Source organism: Amycolatopsis sp. CA-211722, assembly GCF_056828465.1.
This window is the reverse complement of the sequence record NZ_CP184752.1, coordinates 3,516,768-3,538,912: the sequence shown is the minus strand read 5'-3', so window position 1 is coordinate 3,538,912 and position 22,145 is coordinate 3,516,768. Positions and strand designations below refer to the sequence as shown.

Sequence of the window (22,145 nt, the reverse complement as noted above, 5' to 3'; positions counted from 1 at the left end):
AAATTCCCTTCGCAAGGTACCTGACGGCCAGACCTGAGTGTTAATAACCCGTACGTATTTGAGACATAGGTCGTTAAGCCATCGGCAATGTACGTTGACGGTCCGCAGCCGGAGCGAGGTCACCGGACACCAGACGGACGAAGCGATGGGCGAACGGTCGCCAGGTTTCGGTGATGTCGGCATGCACCCGAGCGAGGTTTTCCGGGGTCAGTACGTCCGGCCGGGTGAGTTCTGCCATTTCCGGCGACTGCCGCGCCCAGTCGAGGACCACATCCGGTGTCGTCTCGATGTGGAACTGGACACCGTAGGCACAACGGGCGAATCGGAAAGCCTGATAGGTGTACCGAGGAGAGGAAGCAAGGAGCTCGGCGCCCGCGGGCAGCCTGGTGATCGCGTCGTTGTGGAACTGCAGGACGTCTTGCATGAGTGGCAAGTCCGCGAAGAGCGGGTCGGTCCAGGCAGCGTCCTTCTTGGACACAAGGCCGGGGCCGACCTCGGGCCCTTGATCACCTGTGGCGACACTGCCGCCCAAGGCAACCGCCAGGAGCTGACCGCCGAGGCAGATCGCGAGAGTCGGGATGTGTGCAGCCGCGGCCGCTGAAAGGAGCCTCCGCACATCCGCCAGCCAGGGATGTGTGCCGTCATCGTTGGCGCCCATCCCGCCGCCGAGGCATACGACGCCCGCGTACCCGTCGAGATCGACGGGGAGCGTCTGATCGGGCAGCAGCCGGATGTCGAGTTCGGCGCCGGCCTCGGTGAGCCAGTCACCGAGGGGGCCGATCGGGTCTGACGCATCCGGCTGGATGACGAGCAACTTGAGAGCGGTCACATCCCCCAGCCTACGACCGCCGGGAGAGCGGGGGACCTTTGCTACCGCTCGGGGCGGCGGTAGCAAAGGTCCCCTGCTGCTCTGGTCAGCAGGCGCAGCGGGGGGTGGGCGTCGAGGTGATAGCGGGTACCGAGGAGTCCCGCTCGACGGGATAGCCGGCCGCTTGCCAGGCAGTGATGCCACCGGAGAGGCGCTTAACCTTGAAGCCGAGCTCCGCGAGCTTCAGCGCTCCCTTGGTCGCGGCGTTGCAGTGGATGCTCTCGCAGTAGCAGACGTAGACGAGTTCGCGGTCCAGGCCACTGACCGACTCAGCGGTCATCGCCCGATACGGGAGGTTGATCGCGCCCGGGATGCGAGCCGACGCGAAAGCTTCAGGGGCCCGGGTTTCGACGACGGTGTACCCCTGCGGGGAACCACCGGTGAGGTCTCGGACCAGGTCATCCGGGTCGACTTCGAGGGCGAGCTCGGCGCGCAGGTGGGCGGCCGCGGCCGCGCTTTCCAAGGCCGGAAACATGAGTACGCGGGGTTCGGTCGTCATGCCTCAATCCTCCTGGCCGGCGATCATCCGCGACATCGGACAATCCAGGTCTTGTCGGCGGCTAGCCTGGAGATTCCTGGTGGGCGCGACGATCAACCTGGAGTTCTGTGAACCTCGACGATCTCGACTGGCAACTGCTCGAACTGCTCCAGTCCGACGGCCGGCTGACTTTCTCTGAGCTTGGCCGGCGCGTGTCGCTGTCCGCGCCCGCTGTGACCGAGCGGGTTCGTCGACTGGAGGAGAAGGGGATCATCACCGGATACTCGGCCAACGTCGACCTGGCGAAGCTCGGGTTACCGATCGAGGCGATGGTTCGGGCGAAAGTGCGCAGCTTGGACACGGCCCGCTTCCGCGAGACCATCCTCGCGCTTCCCCAGATCCTCGAGGCCGACCACGTCACGGGTGACGAGTGCTGGCTGGTGCGCGTCGCCTGCCGGAGCACGGCAGAGTTAGAGGAACTCGTAGAGCGGATGCAGCGCTATGGGGAGACGACGACTTCGCTGGTCTTCTCATCGCCTGTACGTCGGCGCGCGGTTGGCCGGCAGAACTGCTGAGCGACGCCGCGGGAGCAAGGGACCTTTGCTATCACTTGGTGGGGTGTGGGTATGAGAAAAGGGCCCAGATCGGGAGAACTCGTGGTTCTCGACCGATCTGGGCCCTTCTCTTTTTTCTAATGTTAGTCCGGCGGTGTCCTACTCTCCCACAACCCTTCGGTTGCAGTACCATCGGCGCTGTCAGGCTTAGCTTCCGGGTTCGGAATGGGACCGGGCGTTTCCCTGACGCTATAACCACCGAAACACTATGAAACACTACCCACCACCATCGGTGATGGTGGTGTGGTGTTTCAGAGCTGTAGAGTGGATGCGTAACATCTTCGTGGGCAAGTCCTCGGCCTATTAGTACCAGTCAACTCGACAACACATTACTGTGCTTCCATTTCTGGCCTATCAACCCAATGGTCTGTTGGGGGCCTTAACCCACAAGGGGTGGGATACCTCATCTTGGAACAGGCTTCCCGCTTAGATGCCTTCAGCGGTTATCCCTTCCGAACGTGGCCAACCAGCCATGCCACTGGCGTGACAACTGGCATACCAGAGGTTCGTCCGTCCCGGTCCTCTCGTACTAGGGACAGCCTTCCTCAAGTATCCTACGCGCGCGGCGGATAGGGACCGAACTGTCTCACGACGTTCTAAACCCAGCTCGCGTGCCGCTTTAATGGGCGAACAGCCCAACCCTTGGGACCTACTCCGGCCCCAGGATGCGACGAGCCGACATCGAGGTGCCAAACCATGCCGTCGATATGGACTCTTGGGCAAGATCAGCCTGTTATCCCCGGGGTACCTTTTATCCGTTGAGCGACACCCCTTCCACCAGGTGGTGCCGGATCACTAGTCCCGACTTTCGTCCCTGCTCGACATGTCTGTCTCACAGTCAAGCTCCCTTGTGCACTTGCACTCAACACCTGATTGCCAACCAGGCTGAGGGAACCTTTGGGCGCCTCCGTTACTCTTTAGGAGGCAACCGCCCCAGTTAAACTACCCATCAGGCACTGTCCCTGAACCAGATCATGGTCCGAGGTTCAGATTCCCAATCCGACCAGAGTGGTATTTCAACAACGACTCCACCAACACTAGCGTGCCAGCTTCACAGTCTCCCACCTATCCTACACAAGCCGAACCGAAAACCAATACCAAACTATAGTAAAGGTCCCGGGGTCTTTCCGTCCTGCCGCGCGTAACGAGCATCTTTACTCGTAGTGCAATTTCGCCGGGCCTGTGGTTGAGACAGCCGGAAAGTCGTTACGCCATTCGTGCAGGTCGGAACTTACCCGACAAGGAATTTCGCTACCTTAGGATGGTTATAGTTACCACCGCCGTTTACTGGCGCTTAAATTCTCAGCTTCACCCCGAAGGGTTAACCGGTCCTCTTAACGTTCCAGCACCGGGCAGGCGTCAGTCCATATACATCGTCTTGCGACTTCGCATGGACCTGTGTTTTTAGTAAACAGTCGCTTTCCGCTGGTCTCTGCGGCCACCCACCCCTAGTCCGCAAGGGACTTCAGAGTGTTTGGCCCCCCTTCTCCCGAAGTTACGGGGGCATTTTGCCGAGTTCCTTAACCACAGTTCACCCGATCGCCTTAGTATTCTCTACCTGACCACCTGTGTTGGTTTGGGGTACGGGCCGTGCACGCACTCGCTAGAGGCTTTTCTCGGCAGCATAGGATCACTCTACTTCACCTCAATCGGCTACGCATCACGTCTCAACCTATATGGAGTGCGGATTTGCCTACACTCCGGTCTACACGCTTACACCAGTACTACCACTCACTGGCGGAGCTACCTTCCTGCGTCACCCCATCACTCGACTACTACGGAATCAGATCCCACGCTCCACACAGAAACCTCCATCCGAAGACTTCGGTAACTGGCTTTGGGTGGTTAGTATCAACCGCCTCATCCTGGGCGCACGTGCTCGGGTACGGGAATATCAACCCGTTATCCATCGACTACGCCTGTCGGCCTCGCCTTAGGTCCCGACTTACCCTGGGCGGATTAGCCTGGCCCAGGAACCCTTGGTCATCCGGCGGCAGAGTTTCTCACTCTGCATTCGCTACTCATGCCTGCATTCTCACTCCCACACCCTCCACGACTGGCTTCCGCCGCCGCTTCCCTGGATGCAGGACGCTCCCCTACCCATCCACACGACTAGACGTCCCTGCAAGAGAGACGCCGATCTATATGTGTGAATGACACAGCTTCGGCGGTGTGCTTAAGCCCCGCTACATTGTCGGCGCAGGACCACTTGACCAGTGAGCTATTACGCACTCTTTCAAGGGTGGCTGCTTCTAAGCCAACCTCCTGGTTGTCTGGGCAATCCCACATCCTTTCCCACTGAGCACACACTTAGGGGCCTTAGCTGGTGTTCTGGGCTGTTTCCCTCTCGACGACGAAGCTTATCCCCCGCCGTCTCACTGCCACACTCTCACACCACGGTATTCGGAGTTTGGTTGATTTCGGTAACCCGGTAAGGCCCCTAGACCATCCAGTAGCTCTACCCCCGTGGAGAAACATGTGACGCTGCACCTAAATGCATTTCGGGGAGAACCAGCTATCACGGAGTTTGATTGGCCTTTCACCCCTACCCACAGCTCATCCCCTCAGTTTTCAACCTAAGTGGGTTCGGCCCTCCACGTCGTCTTACCGACGCTTCAGCCTGGCCATGGGTAGATCACTCCGCTTCGGGTCTAGACCACGCGACTCAATCGCCCTATTCAGACTCGCTTTCGCTACGGCTACCCCACACGGGTTAACCTCGCCACGCAGCACTAACTCGCAGGCTCATTCTTCAAAAGGCACGCCATCACCTCAACATCACAAAGATGTGCTCGGGCTCTGACGGCTTGTAGGCACACGGTTTCAGGTACTCTTTCACTCCCCTCCCGGGGTACTTTTCATCTTTCCCTCACGGTACTAGTCCGCTATCGGTCTTCAGGAAGTATTTAGGCTTACCGGGTGGTCCCGGCAGATTCACAGCAAATTCCACGAGCTCGCTGCTACTCGGGAACACCAAACAAACAATCCACAACGTGTTTTCGCGTACGGGACTCTCACCCACTCCGGTCGCCCATCCCAAGGCGTTCCACTAACACGCGTAATCGTTCCGAGGACTGTCAGATCCTCGACGCTGGGTCCCACAACACCACACACACAACGCCTGACAGCTTGACATGTGCAAGGTTTAGCCTCTTCCGCTTTCGCTCGCCACTACTCACGGAATCACGGTTGTTTTCTCTTCCTACGGGTACTGAGATGTTTCACTTCCCCGCGTTCCCTCCACACACCCTATATATTCAGATGCGGGTAACACCACATAACTGGTGCTGGGTTTCCCCATTCGGAAATCCTCGGATCACAGCTCGGTTGACAGCTCCCCGAGGCATATCGCAGCCTCCCACGTCCTTCATCGGCTCCTGAAGCCAAGACATCCACCATGTGCCCTTAACAACTTGACCACAAAGATGCTCGCATCCACTCTACAGTTCTCAAACACCACACCAGAAACAAACGTCCCTAGAGGCATAAGCCCCTCGGCGTGTTGCCTCAGGACCCAACAGCGTGCTTGTGAACAATTCTCGACCAGACCCAGCGCAACACTTTCCACGCTCCTTGCGGAGCAGTACTCGCCCTCGCCGGCAACCCGGTCGCGAACCCTAACCAGTAGTTCCACAATTCCTTGAGCAACCAGCGCCACCACACATTCGGTGGTGAAACCCTGGCCACTCCACAGCGCTGGTCTCGGGTATCCCGAGGACTGTGGATGTGTTGCTCCTTAGAAAGGAGGTGATCCAGCCGCACCTTCCGGTACGGCTACCTTGTTACGACTTCGTCCCAATCGCCAGTCCCACCTTCGACCACTCCCCCCCTTGCGGGTTGGGCCATGGGCTTCGGGTGTTACCGACTTTCATGACGTGACGGGCGGTGTGTACAAGGCCCGGGAACGTATTCACCGCAGCGTTGCTGATCTGCGATTACTAGCGACTCCGACTTCACGCAGTCGAGTTGCAGACTGCGATCCGAACTGAGACCGGCTTTAAGGGATTCGCTCCACCTCGCGGTATCGCAGCCCTCTGTACCAGCCATTGTAGCATGTGTGAAGCCCTGGACATAAGGGGCATGATGACTTGACGTCATCCCCACCTTCCTCCGAGTTGACCCCGGCAGTCTCCCACGAGTCCCCGCCATGACGCGCTGGCAACGTAGGATAAGGGTTGCGCTCGTTGCGGGACTTAACCCAACATCTCACGACACGAGCTGACGACAGCCATGCACCACCTGTACACCAACCACAAGGGAAGCCCTATCTCTAGGGATGTCTGGCGCATGTCAAGCCCAGGTAAGGTTCTTCGCGTTGCATCGAATTAATCCACATGCTCCGCCGCTTGTGCGGGCCCCCGTCAATTCCTTTGAGTTTTAGCCTTGCGGCCGTACTCCCCAGGCGGGGCGCTTAATGCGTTAGCTACGGCACGGACAACGTGGATGTCGCCCACACCTAGCGCCCAACGTTTACAGCGTGGACTACCAGGGTATCTAATCCTGTTCGCTCCCCACGCTTTCGCTCCTCAGCGTCAGTATCGGCCCAGAGACCCGCCTTCGCCACCGGTGTTCCTCCTGATATCTGCGCATTTCACCGCTACACCAGGAATTCCAGTCTCCCCTACCGAACTCAAGTCTGCCCGTATCGCCCGCACGCTCCACGTTAAGCGTGGAGTTTTCACGAACGACGCGACAAACCGCCTACGAGCTCTTTACGCCCAATAATTCCGGACAACGCTCGCACCCTACGTATTACCGCGGCTGCTGGCACGTAGTTAGCCGGTGCTTCTTATCCAGGTACCGTCACTTACGCTTCGTCCCTGGCGAAAGAGGTTTACAACCCGAAGGCCGTCATCCCTCACGCGGCGTCGCTGCATCAGGCTTGCGCCCATTGTGCAATATTCCCCACTGCTGCCTCCCGTAGGAGTCTGGGCCGTGTCTCAGTCCCAGTGTGGCCGGTCACCCTCTCAGGCCGGCTACCCGTCGTCGCCTTGGTAGGCCATTACCCCACCAACAAGCTGATAGGCCGCGGGCTCATCCCGTACCGCCGGAGCTTTCCACAAGTTCCCATGCGAGAACCTGTCATATCCGGTATTAGACCCAGTTTCCCAGGCTTATCCCAAAGTACAGGGCAGATTGCCCACGTGTTACTCACCCGTTCGCCACTAATCCACCCCGAAAGGCTTCATCGTTCGACTTGCATGTGTTAAGCACGCCGCCAGCGTTCGTCCTGAGCCAGGATCAAACTCTCCAACAATGTCAAATTTGATCGAGGCAAATAAATGCTCTCAAAGGAACCTCAAACGAGGTTCAAATATAAGCTCTACTGGCTTAGTTCACTAGCACACTGTTGAGTTCTCAAGCAACACGCTTTGCTTCAAGCGACATTCACAAGCTTTTGGTCGAGCATGCCGAATCCTACGTTGTTAGTCGTAGGGGGTCGGCGGCCGCTCGTGGGCCGACGCTGAACATTACCTGGTCCGGTTCGCGGTGTCAACCCGCTCGGCCCTGGTTCCTTGCCTCGGGGCTTTCGGCCCCGGCGGCCCGGTGTTCCTGGCGACGAAGAGAAGATTACATGCCCCGGAACCCCCTGAAAACAGGGGGGTCACTTAACGACATCGCCGCAGGTCAGCCGGTATGCACCGCCGTCATCCGACGGTCTTCAGGTAGCGAGGCGGTTTGCGGGCGGGGACGACGCGTTCGAAGTCGGCCGCGTAGGCGAGCACTCGGGCGTCCGCCCACTGCCCCGCCATGAACGAAACTCCGACCGGGAGCTCGCCGACGAAGCCGGCGGGCACGGTCACCGCGGGGTAGCCCGAGACTGCGGCCGGCGTCGACGACGGGATCACGTCGTTGTCGCCGGTCTTGCAGTCGGTCTTCCAGGCGGGCGGGTTCGTGGGCGCGGCGATCGCGTCGAGGCGGTACTTCGCGAGCGTCTCGTCGATCGAGCGTTTCGCCAGATCGGTGAGCTCGCGGCGGTTGGCCTGGTAGGCGGGGTCGGACGGGCTGGGCGCGACGAGTGCCTGTTCGAAGAGTTCCTGTCCGGCGAAGCACGTCTGCTCCAGCGGGTCAGACCGGTTGTAGGCGATCAGCGCGGCGAGGTCGCGTGGGCCTTCGGGGCGCGTGGCCAGGTAGCGATCGATGTCGCGGTGGAACTCGGTGAGCAGGGCCGGAAACTCCAGTTCGCCGAGCCTGGCCTGGTACGGCGGCGTCACCTCGACGACCTCAGCGCCTGCCTTGACCAGCGAATTCTTGGTCTTCGTCATCACCGCTTCGACGTCCGGGCCGAGGACCGGCAGGCGCCAGAGCCCGATCCGGGAGCCCTTCAGCACGCCGGGCCGCAGGTGCGCGGCGTAGTCGGTCGTCTGGTTCGGCGGGTAGGTGCCGGTGACGGGGTCGCTCGGGTCGCGGCCTTGGAGCGCGGACAGGGTCAGCGCGACGTCGACGACGTGCCTGGCCATCGGGCCGGCGGTGTCCTGTTCGGCCGAGATCGGCACCACGCCGGTGCGGCTCACCAGGCCGAGGCTCGGTTTGTGCCCCACGGTCGCGGTCATCCCGGCCGGGCAGACGATCGAGCCGTCGGTCTCACTACCGATCGCCACCTGGGCGAGTGACGCGGCCACACCCGCGGCGGATCCGGCGGACGACCCACACGGGTTGCGGTCGAGCACGTACGGGTTGTTCGTCTGCCCGCCGACGCCCGACCACCCGGAAGTGGGTTTGGCGGCGCGGAAGTTCGCCCACTCGGACAGGTTCGCCTTGCCGAGAACGACCGCGCCCGCGTCACGCAGACGGCGGATCAGGGTCGCGTCCTTCGCGGGCTTGCTGCGGAGGGCGCGCGACCCGGCCGTCGTCTGCTGGGACCGGGTGTCGACGTTGTCCTTCACCAGGACCGGGATGCCGTCCAGTGGTCCGCGGGTCTTGCCGGCGCGGCGCCGGACGTCGCTCTCCGCGGCTTGCGCGATCGCGGCCGGATTGACCGCGATGACCGCGTTCACCTTCCGGTCGACCTTGTGGATGCGGTCGAGATAAGCCGAGGTCAGGCCGACGGCAGTCAGCCGTCCGGAGGACATCCGGGCCTGGAGCGCGGGGATGTCGGCGGCGTCGAGATCGAGTGGTTTTCCTGCGGCCGATGCCGCTGGTGCGGCACTTGCCGCGATGGTCGCGGCGACCAATGTCGTCAGAACTCGGAACACCGGTCGCCGCACCATCAGGTCTCCTTCGTCTAGAGAACCGGAAGCAGGGTCCGCAGCTCGTACGGGGTCACCGCGCTGCGGTAGTTATCCCATTCAACACGTTTGTTGCGAAGGAAGAAGTCGTAAACGTGCTCTCCGAGCGCTTCGGGCAGAAGTTCCGATTTTTCCATTTCCGCCAGCGCCTCCCCGAGGTTCTGCGGGAGCTGGGCATACCCGGCCGCGCGGCGCTCAGCGTCCGACAGCTGCCAGATGTTGTCCTCGGCGGGTGGCGGGAGCTCGTAGCCCTTCTCGATGCCCTTGAGACCGGCGGCCAGGATGACCGAGTACGCCAGATAGGGGTTGCACGCGGAGTCGAGCGTGCGGATCTCCACGCGGCGTGACGACGCTTTGCCCGGCGAGTACATCGGCACCCTGACCAGCGCGGAGCGGTTGGCGCGGCCCCACGAAACGGTGGTCGGGGCCTCGCTGCCGCTGATCAGCCGCTTGTAGGAGTTCACCCACTGGTTGGTGACCGCCGAGATCTCCTTCGCGTGGTGCAAGAGCCCCGCCACGAAGGCCTTGCCCGTCGCGGACAACTCGTACGGGTCTTCCGCGTCGTAGAAGGCGTTGCGATCGCCCTCGAACAGGCTCACGTGGGTGTGCATGCCGGAACCCGGCTGGTCGGTGAAGGGTTTCGGCATGAAGGTCGCGCGGACGCCCTGGGTGAGTGCGACCTCCTTGACCACGTAGCGGAAGGTCATCACGTTGTCCGCCATGGTCAGCGCGTCGGCGTACCGGAGGTCGATCTCCTGCTGCCCGGGCGCGCCCTCGTGGTGGCTGAACTCGACCGAGATCCCCATCGCCTCGAGTGTCTCGATGGCGTGGCGGCGGAAGTGCGTCGCGGTCGCGTGGCTGGCCTGGTCGAAGTAGCCGCCGTTGTCCGCGGGCTCGGGCTCGCTGCCGTCGTCCGGCAGGTTCGAGAGCAGGAAGAACTCGATTTCGGGGTGGACGTAGCAGGTGAAGCCCGCTTCGCCCGCCTTCGAGAGCTGCCTGCGCAGGACGTGCCGGGGATCCGCCCAGGACGGGGAGCCGTCCGGCATCGCGATGTCGCAGAACATGCGCGCCGAGTACGGGCCGCCGTCCGGGGTCTCCCAGGGAAGGACCTGGAACGTGGCGGGGTCGGGCTTCGCGACCATGTCCGACTCGTAGACGCGCGCGAACCCTTCGATGGCTGATCCGTCGAAGCCGATGCCTTCGCTGAAGGCGCCTTCGAGCTCGGCCGGCGCCACCGCGACGGACTTGAGAAACCCCAGCACATCCGTGAACCAGAGCCTGACGAAACGGATGTCGCGCTCTTCCAAGGTACGGAGCACGAACTCCTGCTGGCGATCCATGGCCGCACCCTAACGAGAACGTGTTAACGACATGTTTCGCGACGCGCCGATCCGCCGGAAGTGGTGGATCACCCCACGAGAACCGGTTCGGGTTTGGTCGCCTTCTTGATCGCCAGAGAAGCGACCGAAGCGATCACCGCGAGGCTCGCCGCGATGTACCAAGCGAGCGCGTAGCTGCCCGAGGAATCGCGGATCGCGCCCGCACCGAAGGCCGCGAGACCGGCGCCGAGCTGGTGGCTGGCGAAGACCCAGCCGAAGACGATCGGCCCGGCCGCACCGTATTGCCGGACGCAGAGCGCGACGGTGGGCGGCACCGTCGCCACCCAGTCGAGGCCGTAGAAGACGATGAACGCCCACATGCTCGGTTCCACCGTTCCGCTCAGAAGTTGCGGGAGCAGAGCGAGCGAAACACCGCGAAGGGCGTAATAGACGCCGAGGAGGATCCTCGGATCTACGCGGTCGGTAAGCCAGCCAGAGGCGATCGTGCCGACCACGTCGAAGATCCCGACGAGGGCGAGTAGGCCGGCGGCGGTCGTCTGCGGCATGCCGTGGTCGTGCGCCGCGGGCACGAAGTGGGTGCTGACCAGGCCGTTCGTCGTGGCACCGCAGATCGCGAAGCCGACGGCGAGCAGCCAGAACGTCCTCGTGCGCGCAGCCGAGCCGAGTACCGACAGCGCGCGGCGGGCGGAACCACCCGTGCGGGCGACGGGAGCGACTTCGCCTGGCTCCGCTCCGTAGGCGGTCGTTCCGACGTCGGACGGGTGATCGCGGACCACCAGGAGGACGACGGGGACGACGGCCAGCGCGGCGATGGCGATGACGAGCGACGCCGTCCGCCAGCCCTCGTCGACGGCGAGGTTCGCCACGATCGGCAGGAAGATCAGCTGGCCGGTGGCGCCCGCCGCGGTGAGGACGCCGGTGACGACGCCGCGGCTGCGGACGAACCAGCGGGCGGCGACCGTGGCGGCGAAACTCATCGCCATCGAGCCGGTGCCGACGCCGACCAACACGCCCCAGCAGAGGATGAGCTGCCAGCTCGCGTTCATGAACACCGTGCCGCCCGCGCCGATCGCGACGACGAACAACGCCGTCGAGGCGACGCGTCGCATGCCGAAGCGCTCCATGAGAGCCGCGGCGAAGGGCGAGAAGAGGCCGTAGAGGACGAGGTTCACGGAGACGGCCGAAGCGATCGTCGCGCGCGACCAGCCGAACTCGTTGTGAAGCGGGTCGATGAGCACGCCGGGGGCCGCGCGGAAACCTGCAGCGGCGAGCAGGGCGATGAACGCGGCGGCGGCGACGAACCACGCGCGGTGGAGACGGGTCTCGGATTGCACGGGTACAGCGTCATGGGCGGCGGCGCCCGGCGAAAGCGGCCGGAAGGACACTGTGCGAAAGATTCGGGCCATGGCCATAGGCTCGGGCCATGCGCTGCCGTCACCTCGTGCCGGCGCTGCTGCTCATGGTCGGGCTCATCGGCGGCTGCGCGGGGTCTCCCCCGCTGCCGCCCGCCCAGGACTACGTGAGCGCGGCGGCCGACTCCCTCGTCTCGTTGCGCAGCGTGCGGTTCACGCTCGGGGTGAACGGTGTCGTCACCGGGTTGCCGGTGCGCGGACTCGACGGCGAGGTCAGTATCGAGGGTGGCGCTGTCGGTAAAGCCGACCTGCAGGACGACTCCGGGCGGAGGAAGGTCGAGTACCGGCTGTCGGGCTCGGAGGTCACGCTCAGCGGGCCTGACGGGAAGCAGGTGTTGCCGGCTTCAGCGCCGTACACGCCTGAAGCGATGCTCGGGCCCGAAGGCGGGCTTCGACGGCTGCTGACCGGGGCGACCGACTTGCGGGGCGAGCGGTGGGAGCGGGTGCAGGACACCGAGTCGTTCCGGATCGCCGCGAAGGTGCCGGCCGCGGTGATCGGCGGGATCGTGCCGGAGATCAGGTCGGACGTGTTCGTGAAGCTGTGGATTTCGCGGGACGAGCCGCGGCGGCTGGTGCGGGTGTGGCTGCAGGTGCCGCCGACGAGGCCAGAGGAGTTCGCGGTGATGCTGGAGCTGGCGTTGACCAGGCACAACGCGGTGGTCGTCGGGGCCGAGCGGTAGCAAAGGTCCCTTGCTCCCCCGCTAGGAGCAGCGGGTGTCCGGAGCAGGTAGAGCGCCGTCGATCAGGTACGCGATCCCGGCTCTGTCGACGCACTCGTTGCCGTCGAGGAAGACGGTGTGCTGCGCCCCCTCGAACGTGAGCAAAGCTCCCTTGAGGTCCCGCGCGAGGTTCACGCCGGACGCGTACGGGGTCGCGGGGTCGTCGGTGGTCGAGATGATCAGGGGCTTCGGCAGGCCGGCGATGTCCGGTTTGTGCACCTCCGAGGTGGCGGGCACGGGCCACACCGAGCAGATGTCGAGCTCGCTCATGTCCGGGGTACCGCCGGCGAGGAACGGCGCGCCCCGGAGCATCCGCTGGTGGGCGCCTTCGATGACCCGCCTGTCGGCGATCCGTGCGCTGTCGACGCAGCGGACCGCGAAGTACACGTCGAGGATGCCGGTGTACCGGCCGTCCGTCTCGCGGCCGTAGTAGTTGTCCGCGAGCGCGACCAGGGTCTTGCCGCTCCCCCGTTTCAGCTCGGCGAGCCCGTCGTTGAGGAACTTCCACGCGTCCTGCGAGTACAGCGCGGCGCTGGTCCCGGTGATGGCGTCCTCGAACGAGAGCTTGCGGGTCCCGGCGGGCACCGGCTCGGTGATCAGCGGCCGGACCAGGTCCTGGAACGCCTTCGTCACCGCGCCCGCGTCCCGGCCGAGCGCGCACTCCGCGCGAGCGGCGCACCACTTGCCGAATTCGGCGAACGTGTTCTGGAAGCCGGCCATCTGTGTGACCAGCGATTCGGCGGTGTCGAGTTGGGGATCGACCGCGCCGTCGAGGAGCAACGCCCGCACCTTGTCCGGGTAGGCCTCGGCATAGGCGGTCCCGATCTGCGTCCCGTACGAAAAGCCCAGGTAGGTGAGTTTCTCGTCGCCGAGGGCCGATCGCAGGACGTCGAGATCGCGGACGACGTCCCTGGTCCCGATGTTGGCGAGCAACTCTCTACCGTGCTTCGTGCGCTCGGCGCACTTCGCCGCGTACGCCTTGGCGTCGGCGAGTTGCTTCGCGATCCCGCCAGGTGTCGAGTCGCTTTCCGAATCCTCCGCGCGGTCCGCGTCGCGTTCGGCGTCGGTGAGGCAGACGAGTTTCGGCTCGCTGGCCCCCACTCCCCGCGGATCGAATCCGACGATGTCGAAGCGCTCGGCCAGCGCCGCAGCGGGGCGGGATTTCGCGATCCGCGCCGCGGCCGACACGCCTGAACCACCGGGGCCGCCGGGGTTGAGCACGAGGGAGCCGATCCGCTTGCCGGTGTTCTTCGTCTTGTGCCGGAGGACGCCGATTGAGATCGTCTCGCCGTCCGGCTTCAAGTAGTCGAGCGGCACGGTGAGCTTCGCGCAGTCGAACGCCTTGTCCTCGTGGCTCGCGCACGCACCCCACGCCAGCTTCTGCGCGGTGAACTTTTCGAGTGCCTTCGGGTCCGGTGTGGGTGACGCCGTGGTGGTCGGCGTCACCGGTGGCGCGGGCTGCGGCCGCTGCGTCGTGCACGAAGCGACGAGCACGGCGGCAACGAGCACGGCCGGGACGCGGCGAAGGCTCATCTCGCGATCTTCGCAGCGTCCCGGCCGCCCAGGGGCCTTCGCGCCGAACTCGTTACTTGGCCGCGCAGCGTGTGCCCTCGTCCGGCAAGGTGCCGTTCACCAGGTAATCGATGCCGATCTTGTCGACGCACGAGACGCCCTGGAGGAACACGGTGTGCTGGTTGCCCTCGAACGTGAGCAAAGCTCCCTTGATCGCTTTCGCCAGGTTGACGCCCGCCTGATAGGGGGTCGCCGGGTCGTTCGTGGTCGAGATGACCAGCGTCTTCGGCAGCCCTTCGACGTTCGGCAGGTGCGGCTCGGACGTGTTCGGCACCGGCCAGAAGGCGCAGGCGTCACGCGCGGATCCGTCCGGCCTGCCGTCGTCGAGGAACGGCGCCGCCTCCGCATAGCGCTTCTGCGCGTCGAGGATCTTCGCCGGATCGGTGACCCTAGGGTCGTCGACGCAGCGGATCGCGACGAACGCGTCCTGCGTCGTCCCGTAGCGGCCGTCGGCGCCGCGCTCGTTGTAGAGGTCGGCCAGTTTCTCCAGCCCGTCGCCGCGCTGGCGCTTCAGATCGTTGAGCGCGGAGTTCAGCGGCTCCCAGAGATCTTCCTGGTAGAGAGCCTGTATCACGCCTGTCGTCGCGTCCTCGTACGACAGTTTCCGGCCGTCGCTGACCGGCACCGGGAAATCGATCAGCGGGCGCACCAGATCCTGGAACGCCTTCGTCACGCCGGTGGCGTCGCGCCCGAGGGCGCAGTCCTCGCGCGCGGCACACCAGGTCGAGAACTCCCCGAACGCCTTGCCGAAACCCTGCCCCTGCGCGACCAGCGACTCCACCGCGTCCTGCTCCGGGTCGACGGCCCCGTCGAGCACCAACGCGCGGACGTTCGCCGGGAACGCCTCGGCGTAGGCGGACCCGATCCGCGTCCCGTAGGAGTAGCCGAGGTAGCTCAGCTTCGGTTCGCCGAGGACCGAGCGCAGGATGTCCATGTCCTTGACGACGTCACGCGTCCCCAGATTCGCGAGCATCGCGGCGCCGTGTTCGGTCCGCTCGGCGCACTTCGCCGCGAAGTCCTGGGACTCGGTCTCCTGCTTTTTCACTCCCTCGGGTGAGCCGTCGGTCTCGCTGTCGTCGGCGCGGTCCGCGTCGCGTTCGGCGTCGGACAGACAGCGGACCTGCGGCTGGCTCGCGCCGATCCCGCGCGGGTCGAAACCGACCATGTCGAAGCGTTTGCCCAGCTCGTTCGTCGCCGTCCGGGAGGCGAGACCGGCCGCGGCCTGCATCCCGGAGGCGCCGGGGCCACCGGGGTTGACCACGAGCGACCCAATCCTTTCGTCGGTTTCCAGCGCCTTCCGGCGCAACAGGCCGAGCGTGATCGAGTCGCCTTCGGGTTTCGCGTAGTCGAGCGGGACGGTCAGCCGCGCGCACTGTGCGTCCTTCACTCGAAACGCCGCTTTCGCGTCATCGGATGTCGCGTAGGGTGCACAGTCGGCCCAGGTCAGGCTCTGTCCGTAGAACTTTTCGAGTCCCGCGGGCACCGGTCCGGTCGGAGCGTGCGACTCGGTGGCCGGAGGCGGCGGCTGGGTTCTACCCTCTCCCGACGAGCACGCGGCGACGGTGACGGCGAGCAGGCCGGACATCGTGATCGCGGCGAATCGACGGGCACGGGACCTGGCGCTGACATGAGTGGACACGGTTGGATCGTGCCATCGGCCGTGGAACTCGGCCGCACCACCACTGCGTTGGGCATACGGGTGCGGACGGCAGAAGAACAGACGGGAGCACAGGGGTGGCAGCACTGATCAGCCGGGTGGGCAAGAAGCTGCGCCGGATCATCCAGCGGCCGGGCAGCGTCGAGCTGACCCGCTACGAAGCGCTGCTGCCGGCCATCGAGAAGCTCGAGCCCGAGTTGGAGAAGCTTTCCGACGAGGAGCTGACAGAGCGGGCCGGCAAGCTTCGGGAGGCCGCTTCCTTCGGCAACGACCAGCTGATCGAGGTCTGCGCGCTCGGTCGCGAGGCCGCGCGGCGGGCGCTCGGCGAGCGCGCCTTCGACGTCCAGCTCCTGGGCACGATGGGCCTGCTCAGCGGGCATATCGTGCAGATGGAGACCGGTGAGGGCAAGACCCTGGCGGGTGCGCTGGCCGGCGCCGGGTACGCCTTGCGCGGGAAGCACGTCCACGTCGTCACGGTGAACGACTACCTCGCCCGACGTGACGCGGAGTGGATGGGCCCGATCTACGCCCTGCTCGGTGTCTCCGTCGGCTGGGTCGAGCCCGCGCACTCCCGCGACGAGCGCCGCGAGGCGTACGCGAAGGAGGTCACGTACGGCGCCGTCAGCGAGATCGGCTTCGACGTGCTGCGCGACCGGCTGGTCACCCGCGAGGAGGACCTGGTCCAGCGCGAGCCCGAGGTCGCGATCGTCGACGAGGCTGACTCCGTGCTGGTCGACGAGGCCCGGGTGCCGCTCGTGATGGCCGGATCGATCGACCACACCGACGCCGACGAAGAGGTCGCGAACATCGTCCGTCGGCTGCGGCTCGGGCTCCACTACGAGACCGACGCCGACGGCCGCAACGCCTGGCTGACCAAGGCCGGTGCTTCGGTGGTCGAGAAGGCCCTCGGCGACGACATCAACCTCTACGACGAGACGGGCTCGGACAGGCTGCCCGCGGTGAACGTGGCGCTGCACGCGCACGCGCTGCTCACCCGCGACGTCGACTACCTCGTGCGCGACGGCAAGGTGCAGCTGATCAACGCCGCGCGCGGCCGCGTCGCCGAACTTCAGCGCTGGCCGGACGGGCTCCAGGCCGCGGTCGAGGCGAAGGAGCAGGTCAAGGCGACCGACCGGGGCGAGATCCTCGACTCGATCACCGTGCAGGCGCTGCTCGCGCGCTACCCCGAGGTCGCGGGCATGACCGGTACCGCGGTCGCGGTCGCCGAGCAGCTGCGCGAGTTCTACAAGCTCGAGGTCGCGGTCATCCCGCCGAACACGCCGAACATCCGTGAGGACCAGGAGGACCGGATCTTCGGGTCGCCGTCGCAGAAGCTGCGCGCGATCGAGGAGGAGATCCGGCGGGTGCACGAGAGCGGGCGGCCGATCCTCGTCGGCACCCAGGACGTCGCCGAATCCGAAGAGCTGGCCGAGAAGCTGGCGAAGGCCGACCTCGAATGCGTCGTGCTCAACGCGCGCAACGACGCCGAGGAAGCCGCGATCATCGCCGACGCCGGCAAGAAGGGCGCGGTCACCGTCTCGACCCAGATGGCGGGCCGGGGCACCGACATCCGGCTGGGCGGCAAGGACGGCGACGGCCGCGACGAGGTCGTCGAGCTGGGCGGCCTGCACGTGATCGGCACCGCCCGCTACCCGTCGAGCAGGCTGGACGGCCAGCTGCGCGGCCGGTCCGGGCGGCAGGGTGACCCGGGTAGCGCGGTGTTCTTCGCCAGCCTGAACGACGAGCTCGTGCTGTCGAACGCGCCGGACATCCCCGAGGGCATCAGCTCGGACGTGGGCAGCGGCGAGATCGTCGACCCGGCGGCGTTGCGGCAGATCAACCACGCGCAGCGCGTCGCCGAAGGTGTCGACCTGGAGATCCACCGGAACACCTGGCGCTACACGCGGCTGATCGAGCGGCAGCGCGGCGAGCTGCTGGAGCACCGGGACAAGGTGCTGCGGACGAAGCACGCGGCGGAGGTGCTGGAGAAGGCGCACCCGGAGAAGTTCAAGGAGCTTTCGGAGAAGGTCGACGACGAGGCCCGCGTCGAGCAGCTGAGCCGCGAGGTGCTGCTGTTCCACATCGACCAGCTGTGGTCGGACCACCTGGCGTTCCTGACCGACGTGCGGGAGAGCATCCACCTGCGGGCGCTCGCGCGGGAGACGCCGATCGACGAGTTCCACCGCGCGGCGATCCCCGAGTTCCACAAGATCATCCCGGAGGCGGCCGAGCGGGCGGCGAAGACGCTCGAGGAGGCCGAGATCACCGACAAGGGGATCGACCTCGGCGACGCGGGGGTGCGGCGGGCGAACACGACGTGGACGTACCTGGTGCACGACAACCCGTTCGACTCCGACTTCGAGCAGACCATCAAGAAGGTGCGGAGCATGATCAAGCGCAAGTAGCACGCGGGGAGCGGGGGACCTTTGCTGTCACTCTCTTTCGGAGAGCGAGAGCAAAGGTCCCCCGCTCTCTTTTCGGCCGGCCGTGCCCAGGTGGGCGATTCGGCACATCCGGTCGTCCCCGCGGACGCCGGTGGGTGAGAATGTCGGCATGCCGCAACTGCGCATCGCACTGGCCCAGGTCAACACCACCGTCGGGGACCTCGAAGGCAACGCCGAGCTCACCGTCGAGTGGACTCGCAAAGCCGCCGAAGCAGGCGCCCACATCGTCGTCTTCCCTGAGATGTCCCTCACCGGCTATCCCGTCGAGGACCTCTCCCTCCGCCCGACCTTCGCCTCAGCTTCGAAGCAGATGGTCGACGTTCTCGCGCGGCGGCTCGAAGAAGCCGGCTGTGGCGAGGTGCTCACCTACATCGGCTACCTCGACCTGGACGAAGCCGGCCCGCGCGACGCGGCCGCCGCGCTGTACCGCGGCGAAGTGGTCGCTCGCCAGTTCAAGCACCACCTGCCCAACTACGGCGTCTTCGACGAGCACCGCTGGTTCAAGCCGGGCCAGGAGCTCGAGATCGTCCGCTTCCACGGCGTCGACGTCGGCATGGTGATCTGCGAGGACGTCTGGCAGGACGGCGGCCCGATCTCCGCGCTGGGCAAGGCCGGGGTCGACCTCGTGGTCGCGCCCAACGCCTCGCCCTACGAGCGCGCGAAGGACGACATCCGTCTGCCGCTCATCGCCCGCCGCGCGGCCGAGGCCGGGGCGCCGCTGGTGTACACGAACCAGATCGGCGGCCAGGACGACCTCGTCTTCGACGGCGACTCGATCGTGGTCGGCGCGGACGGCCGGCTGCTGGCGCGCGCGCCGCAGTTCGTCGAGCACCTGCTCGTCGTGGACACGGACCTCGTCGCCGGCGGGCACACTGCCGAAGGCGAGTTCGAGGGCTTGCGGGTGAAGCGCCGCGTGCTCAGCGAGGAGCCGGTCCCGGCGTACACGCCGCGCACCGAGTCCGCGATCAGCGAGCCGCTCTCGGACGAGGCCGAGGTGTGGCACGCGCTCGTCGTCGGCCTGCGCGACTACGTGCACAAGAACGGCTTCTCGTCGGTGACGTTCGGGTTCTCGGGCGGCATCGACTCGGCGGTCGTGGCGGCGCTGGCCGCCGACGCGCTGGGCGGCGACAACGTCTATGGCGTTTCGATGCCTTCGGAGTACTCCTCGGAGCACTCGAAGGGCGACGCCGAAGACCTCGCCCGCCGGATCGGCGCGCACTATCGCGTCGAACCGATCGCGGACATGGTCAAGGTCTACGTCGAGCAGCTTCAGCTGACCGGGCTCGCCGAGGAGAACATCCAGGCCCGCGTCCGCGGCATGCTGCTGATGGCACTGTCCAACCAGGACGGTCACCTGGTGCTCGCCACCGGCAACAAGACCGAGCTCGCCGTCGGCTATTCGACGATCTACGGCGACGCAGTCGGGGCCTTCGCGCCGATCAAGGACCTGTTCAAGACACACGTCTGGCACCTGGCCAAGTGGCGCAACGCCGAAGCCGAGAAGAACGGCGAAACCCCGCCGATCCCGGAGAACTCGATCACCAAACCGCCGTCGGCGGAGCTGCGGCCCGGCCAGCTGGACAGCGACTCGCTGCCCGACTACCTGATGCTCGACGACATCCTCGACGACTACATCGAGGGCGACCGCGGTTACGTCGACCTGGTCGACGCGGGCTTCGAGCCGGAGACCATCGACCGCGTGGTGCGGATGGTCGACAAGGCCGAATACAAGCGCCGCCAGTACCCGCCGGGCACCAAGATCACCTTCAAGGCGTTCGGGCGCGACCGGCGGCTGCCGATGACCAACGGCTGGCGAGAGGGCACGGTCGTGACCCGCTCAGCTCAGCGCGACCTGCTTCCCCGCTGAGTTCGTCAGCACGGCCACCAGGCCGGGCTTCGTGTCACGCCGGACGAGCATGTCCATCCCGAGCGCGCGGACCGCGGCTTCGACCGCGGCCGGCTCGGGGTGGACACCGGTGACCATGAGCAGCGGAATCGACGGGAGCCCCCGCGTCGTCGGATGCGGGGTGCTCCCCCAGTCGATGAGGAAGGGCGCGAGCCCGCCGAGACCGCCCGCACCGGTGAGACGCCAGGTCAGCAGTTCGCCGTCGTCGGTGGTCCGCGACATCTCGGACGCTTCGCCCGGGTCGTAACCACGTTCACGGGCTTCGGCGATCGCCGTGTCGATGCCGTCCACCCGCGCGGCCCAGGTGACCAGGGCGGGTGCGGTCAACTCGTCGATGCCGAACGGGCGCGGTCCGATGTGCTCGGGCTGGTCCGGGTCTGGACCGACCACCTCGAGGTAGGCGCCGGCGCCCAGATCGGCCAGGTAGTTGGCCGTACCGAACCCGACATGCCTTCCGCCGCGTACCGGCGTGACGCCGGTCAGCTCGGCGACGCGCGCGACGGCCTCTTGGAGGTCCGGCCCGGCGTACACGAGGTGGTCAAGCACGAGGTCGCTCATGTGCATACTCCTACCGCAGCCGCGGCTCCGGCGGCACCGCGGCATGGCCGCGCACCCGAAACTGTCGGACCGCTCTCGTACCCTGGGCACATGACGGCACCGGGCTATTCCGTGTTCGGCACCGCGATCGGCGACTGCGGAATCGCGTGGAGCGAACGCGGGGTCGTCGCGGTCCAGCTCCCCGAGGGCAGTGAAGAGAAGACGAGGGCGCGACTGACCGCGCGCCTTCCCCAAGCGACCGAATCCACTCCGCCGGGCGAGATCCAGCGCGCGATCGACGGGATCGTCTCGTTGATGGACGGCAAGCGCACGGATCTCACCGGCGTCGGCCTCGACTACGAAGGAGTACCGGACTTCCACCACCGGGTCTACGAGTTCATCCGCACCATCCCCGCGGGCAAGACGCTGACCTACGGCGACATCGCGAACATCCTCGGTATGCCCGGCGGCGCGCAGGCCGTCGGGCAGGCGATGGGGCGGAACCCGTTTCCGATCATCGTGCCGTGCCACCGTGTGCTCGCCGCGGGCGGCAAGGACGGCGGATTCTCCGCGCGCGGAGGGGTCGCCACCAAGCGCCGGATGCTGGTCATCGAAGGCGCTTTGGCGGACGAACCGACCTTGTTCTAGTCGTGCAGCAAGAGTTAAGAATTAGATGCATCAACTATCAAATCACCAACGTGACTAGATAGCGCAACCTTCAATACAGTAGCCAGAACTTCAACAAATCTTACGTTCTCACTCAAGTCAGAGCGCGCCAAATGAGCCGATTGTGCACTATGCGCCACCTGGTTTCTCGACACAATTAGACTATTCAATTTATCCGAACAATAAGTCGTCGATACAGCAGCTCCCCAAAGTTTCTCAAATTCGAGTTTAACGGACGCAAAGACATCGCGGTATCCTACATTTTTGAACATCCGCTTAACGCATGCAGAGTCTGGATTACTCTCTGTAGATGACATAGCTCGCGGAGTAAAGAACCCGCCCGAAATAGCTCTAACCGCAGCCAGAACTCCCGGAATTCGCTCTTTTTTCTCGAGTCCACGAGTACTGTGATCACCCTTTAACGCCAACTCGAGAGAAGCAAATATTGCGCCAGCGTGGAGGTCCTCCGAGTACTTTGATAGCGTAAAACCTGCTCGAACAATTCGATCTAACTCCTCCTCAAAGCAGGACCTAAGGAATGCTTCAAAGCTGGCGACCGTGAGCACGGTTGCACCACCCCTAAGACCAAGCACAGCTGCCATATCACCGGAGTCAGGCGGGTCAGAATATGTCGATTCCAACTTTATGATCTCACGAACCTGATCTAGAGAGGTCGCAAGATTGGAAAGTGCACCCACCCTCG

14 protein-coding genes and 3 rRNA genes are annotated in these 22,145 nt (G+C 65.0%); 5 read left to right on the top strand and 12 right to left on the bottom strand.

All coding sequences use genetic code 11. The features are described from left to right. Positions 1-73: 73 nt before the first annotated feature. Together ACOCEP_RS17420 and ACOCEP_RS17415 are read right to left on the bottom strand one after the other, a co-directional pair. Complete coding sequence (locus ACOCEP_RS17420; RefSeq protein ID WP_482338437.1) at positions 74-829, bottom strand: type 1 glutamine amidotransferase; 756 nt, start codon at positions 827-829, stop codon at positions 74-76. An 85-nt stretch (positions 830-914) separates the two neighbouring features. After that, on the bottom strand, positions 915-1,367 hold the full coding sequence (locus tag ACOCEP_RS17415; protein ID WP_482338436.1) for a rhodanese-like domain-containing protein: 453 nt from the start codon (positions 1,365-1,367) through the stop codon (positions 915-917). Positions 1,368-1,474: 107 nt separating this feature from the next. On the opposite strand from ACOCEP_RS17415, the gene ACOCEP_RS17410 reads away from it, so the two are divergent. Further along, positions 1,475-1,921: an Lrp/AsnC family transcriptional regulator gene (locus ACOCEP_RS17410; protein WP_482338434.1), complete on the top strand. Its 447-nt coding sequence runs from the start codon at positions 1,475-1,477 to the stop codon at positions 1,919-1,921. Between the two features lie 125 nt (positions 1,922-2,046). Here the strand turns inward: ACOCEP_RS17410 and rrf are convergent. The 6 genes from rrf to ACOCEP_RS17380 all read right to left on the bottom strand — a co-directional run bounded on the left by rrf (position 2,047) and on the right by ACOCEP_RS17380 (position 11,863). Further along, positions 2,047-2,163, bottom strand: a 5S ribosomal RNA gene (rrf, locus tag ACOCEP_RS17405). 80 nt (positions 2,164-2,243) lie between these two features. Then, positions 2,244-5,379, bottom strand: a 23S ribosomal RNA gene (locus ACOCEP_RS17400). Between the two features lie 321 nt (positions 5,380-5,700). Then, positions 5,701-7,217, bottom strand: a 16S ribosomal RNA gene (locus ACOCEP_RS17395). The 16S, 23S and 5S rRNA genes sit together here, the layout of an rRNA operon. Before the next feature lie 391 nt (positions 7,218-7,608). Further along, a complete protein-coding gene (locus ACOCEP_RS17390; RefSeq protein ID WP_482338433.1) occupies positions 7,609-9,171 on the bottom strand; it encodes an amidase in 1,563 nt (520 codons plus the stop codon). A gap of 14 nt (positions 9,172-9,185) precedes the next feature. Beyond that, positions 9,186-10,529 (bottom strand): type I glutamate--ammonia ligase, encoded by a 1,344-nt coding sequence (gene glnA / locus ACOCEP_RS17385; RefSeq protein ID WP_016331613.1) that lies wholly within the window; start codon positions 10,527-10,529, stop codon positions 9,186-9,188. Between the two features lie 68 nt (positions 10,530-10,597). Beyond that, positions 10,598-11,863, bottom strand: a complete 1,266-nt coding sequence (locus tag ACOCEP_RS17380; protein WP_482338431.1) for an MFS transporter — start codon at positions 11,861-11,863, stop codon at positions 10,598-10,600. Between the two features lie 89 nt (positions 11,864-11,952). On the opposite strand from ACOCEP_RS17380, the gene ACOCEP_RS17375 reads away from it, so the two are divergent. Beyond that, positions 11,953-12,621 (top strand): LppX_LprAFG lipoprotein, encoded by a 669-nt coding sequence (locus ACOCEP_RS17375; RefSeq protein ID WP_482338430.1) that lies wholly within the window; start codon positions 11,953-11,955, stop codon positions 12,619-12,621. Between the two features lie 21 nt (positions 12,622-12,642). On the opposite strand, the gene ACOCEP_RS17370 is transcribed toward ACOCEP_RS17375, so the two are convergent. Beyond that, positions 12,643-14,193, bottom strand: a complete 1,551-nt coding sequence (locus ACOCEP_RS17370; RefSeq protein ID WP_482338429.1) for an alpha/beta hydrolase — start codon at positions 14,191-14,193, stop codon at positions 12,643-12,645. A 52-nt stretch (positions 14,194-14,245) separates the two neighbouring features. Next, on the bottom strand, positions 14,246-15,817 hold the full coding sequence (locus ACOCEP_RS17365) for an alpha/beta hydrolase (protein ID WP_482339749.1): 1,572 nt from the start codon (positions 15,815-15,817) through the stop codon (positions 14,246-14,248). Between the two features lie 149 nt (positions 15,818-15,966). On the opposite strand from ACOCEP_RS17365, the gene secA2 reads away from it, so the two are divergent. Both secA2 and ACOCEP_RS17355 read left to right on the top strand, forming a co-directional pair. Then, positions 15,967-18,294: an accessory Sec system translocase SecA2 gene (secA2, locus tag ACOCEP_RS17360; protein WP_482338427.1), complete on the top strand. Its 2,328-nt coding sequence runs from the start codon at positions 15,967-15,969 to the stop codon at positions 18,292-18,294. A 148-nt stretch (positions 18,295-18,442) separates the two neighbouring features. Continuing rightward, the gene (locus ACOCEP_RS17355; RefSeq protein WP_482338425.1) at positions 18,443-20,200 is read left to right on the top strand and encodes an NAD+ synthase; all 1,758 of its coding nucleotides are present in this window, start codon (positions 18,443-18,445) and stop codon (positions 20,198-20,200) included. Here ACOCEP_RS17355 and ACOCEP_RS17350 read toward each other — a convergent pair. Then, positions 20,171-20,797 (bottom strand): VOC family protein, encoded by a 627-nt coding sequence (locus tag ACOCEP_RS17350; RefSeq protein ID WP_482338423.1) that lies wholly within the window; start codon positions 20,795-20,797, stop codon positions 20,171-20,173. The genes ACOCEP_RS17355 and ACOCEP_RS17350 overlap by 30 nt on opposite strands. Before the next feature lie 90 nt (positions 20,798-20,887). Here ACOCEP_RS17350 and ACOCEP_RS17345 point away from each other — a divergent pair, with 90 nt between their 5' ends. Beyond that, positions 20,888-21,424 carry a methylated-DNA--[protein]-cysteine S-methyltransferase gene (locus ACOCEP_RS17345; RefSeq protein ID WP_482338421.1) on the top strand — a complete coding sequence of 179 codons (537 nt, stop codon included), beginning with the start codon at positions 20,888-20,890 and terminating at the stop codon, positions 21,422-21,424. A 14-nt stretch (positions 21,425-21,438) separates the two neighbouring features. On the opposite strand, the gene ACOCEP_RS17340 is transcribed toward ACOCEP_RS17345, so the two are convergent. Next, a complete protein-coding gene (locus ACOCEP_RS17340) occupies positions 21,439-22,140 on the bottom strand; it encodes a HEPN domain-containing protein (RefSeq protein ID WP_482338419.1) in 702 nt (233 codons plus the stop codon). Between the last annotated feature and the right edge of the window lie 5 nt (positions 22,141-22,145).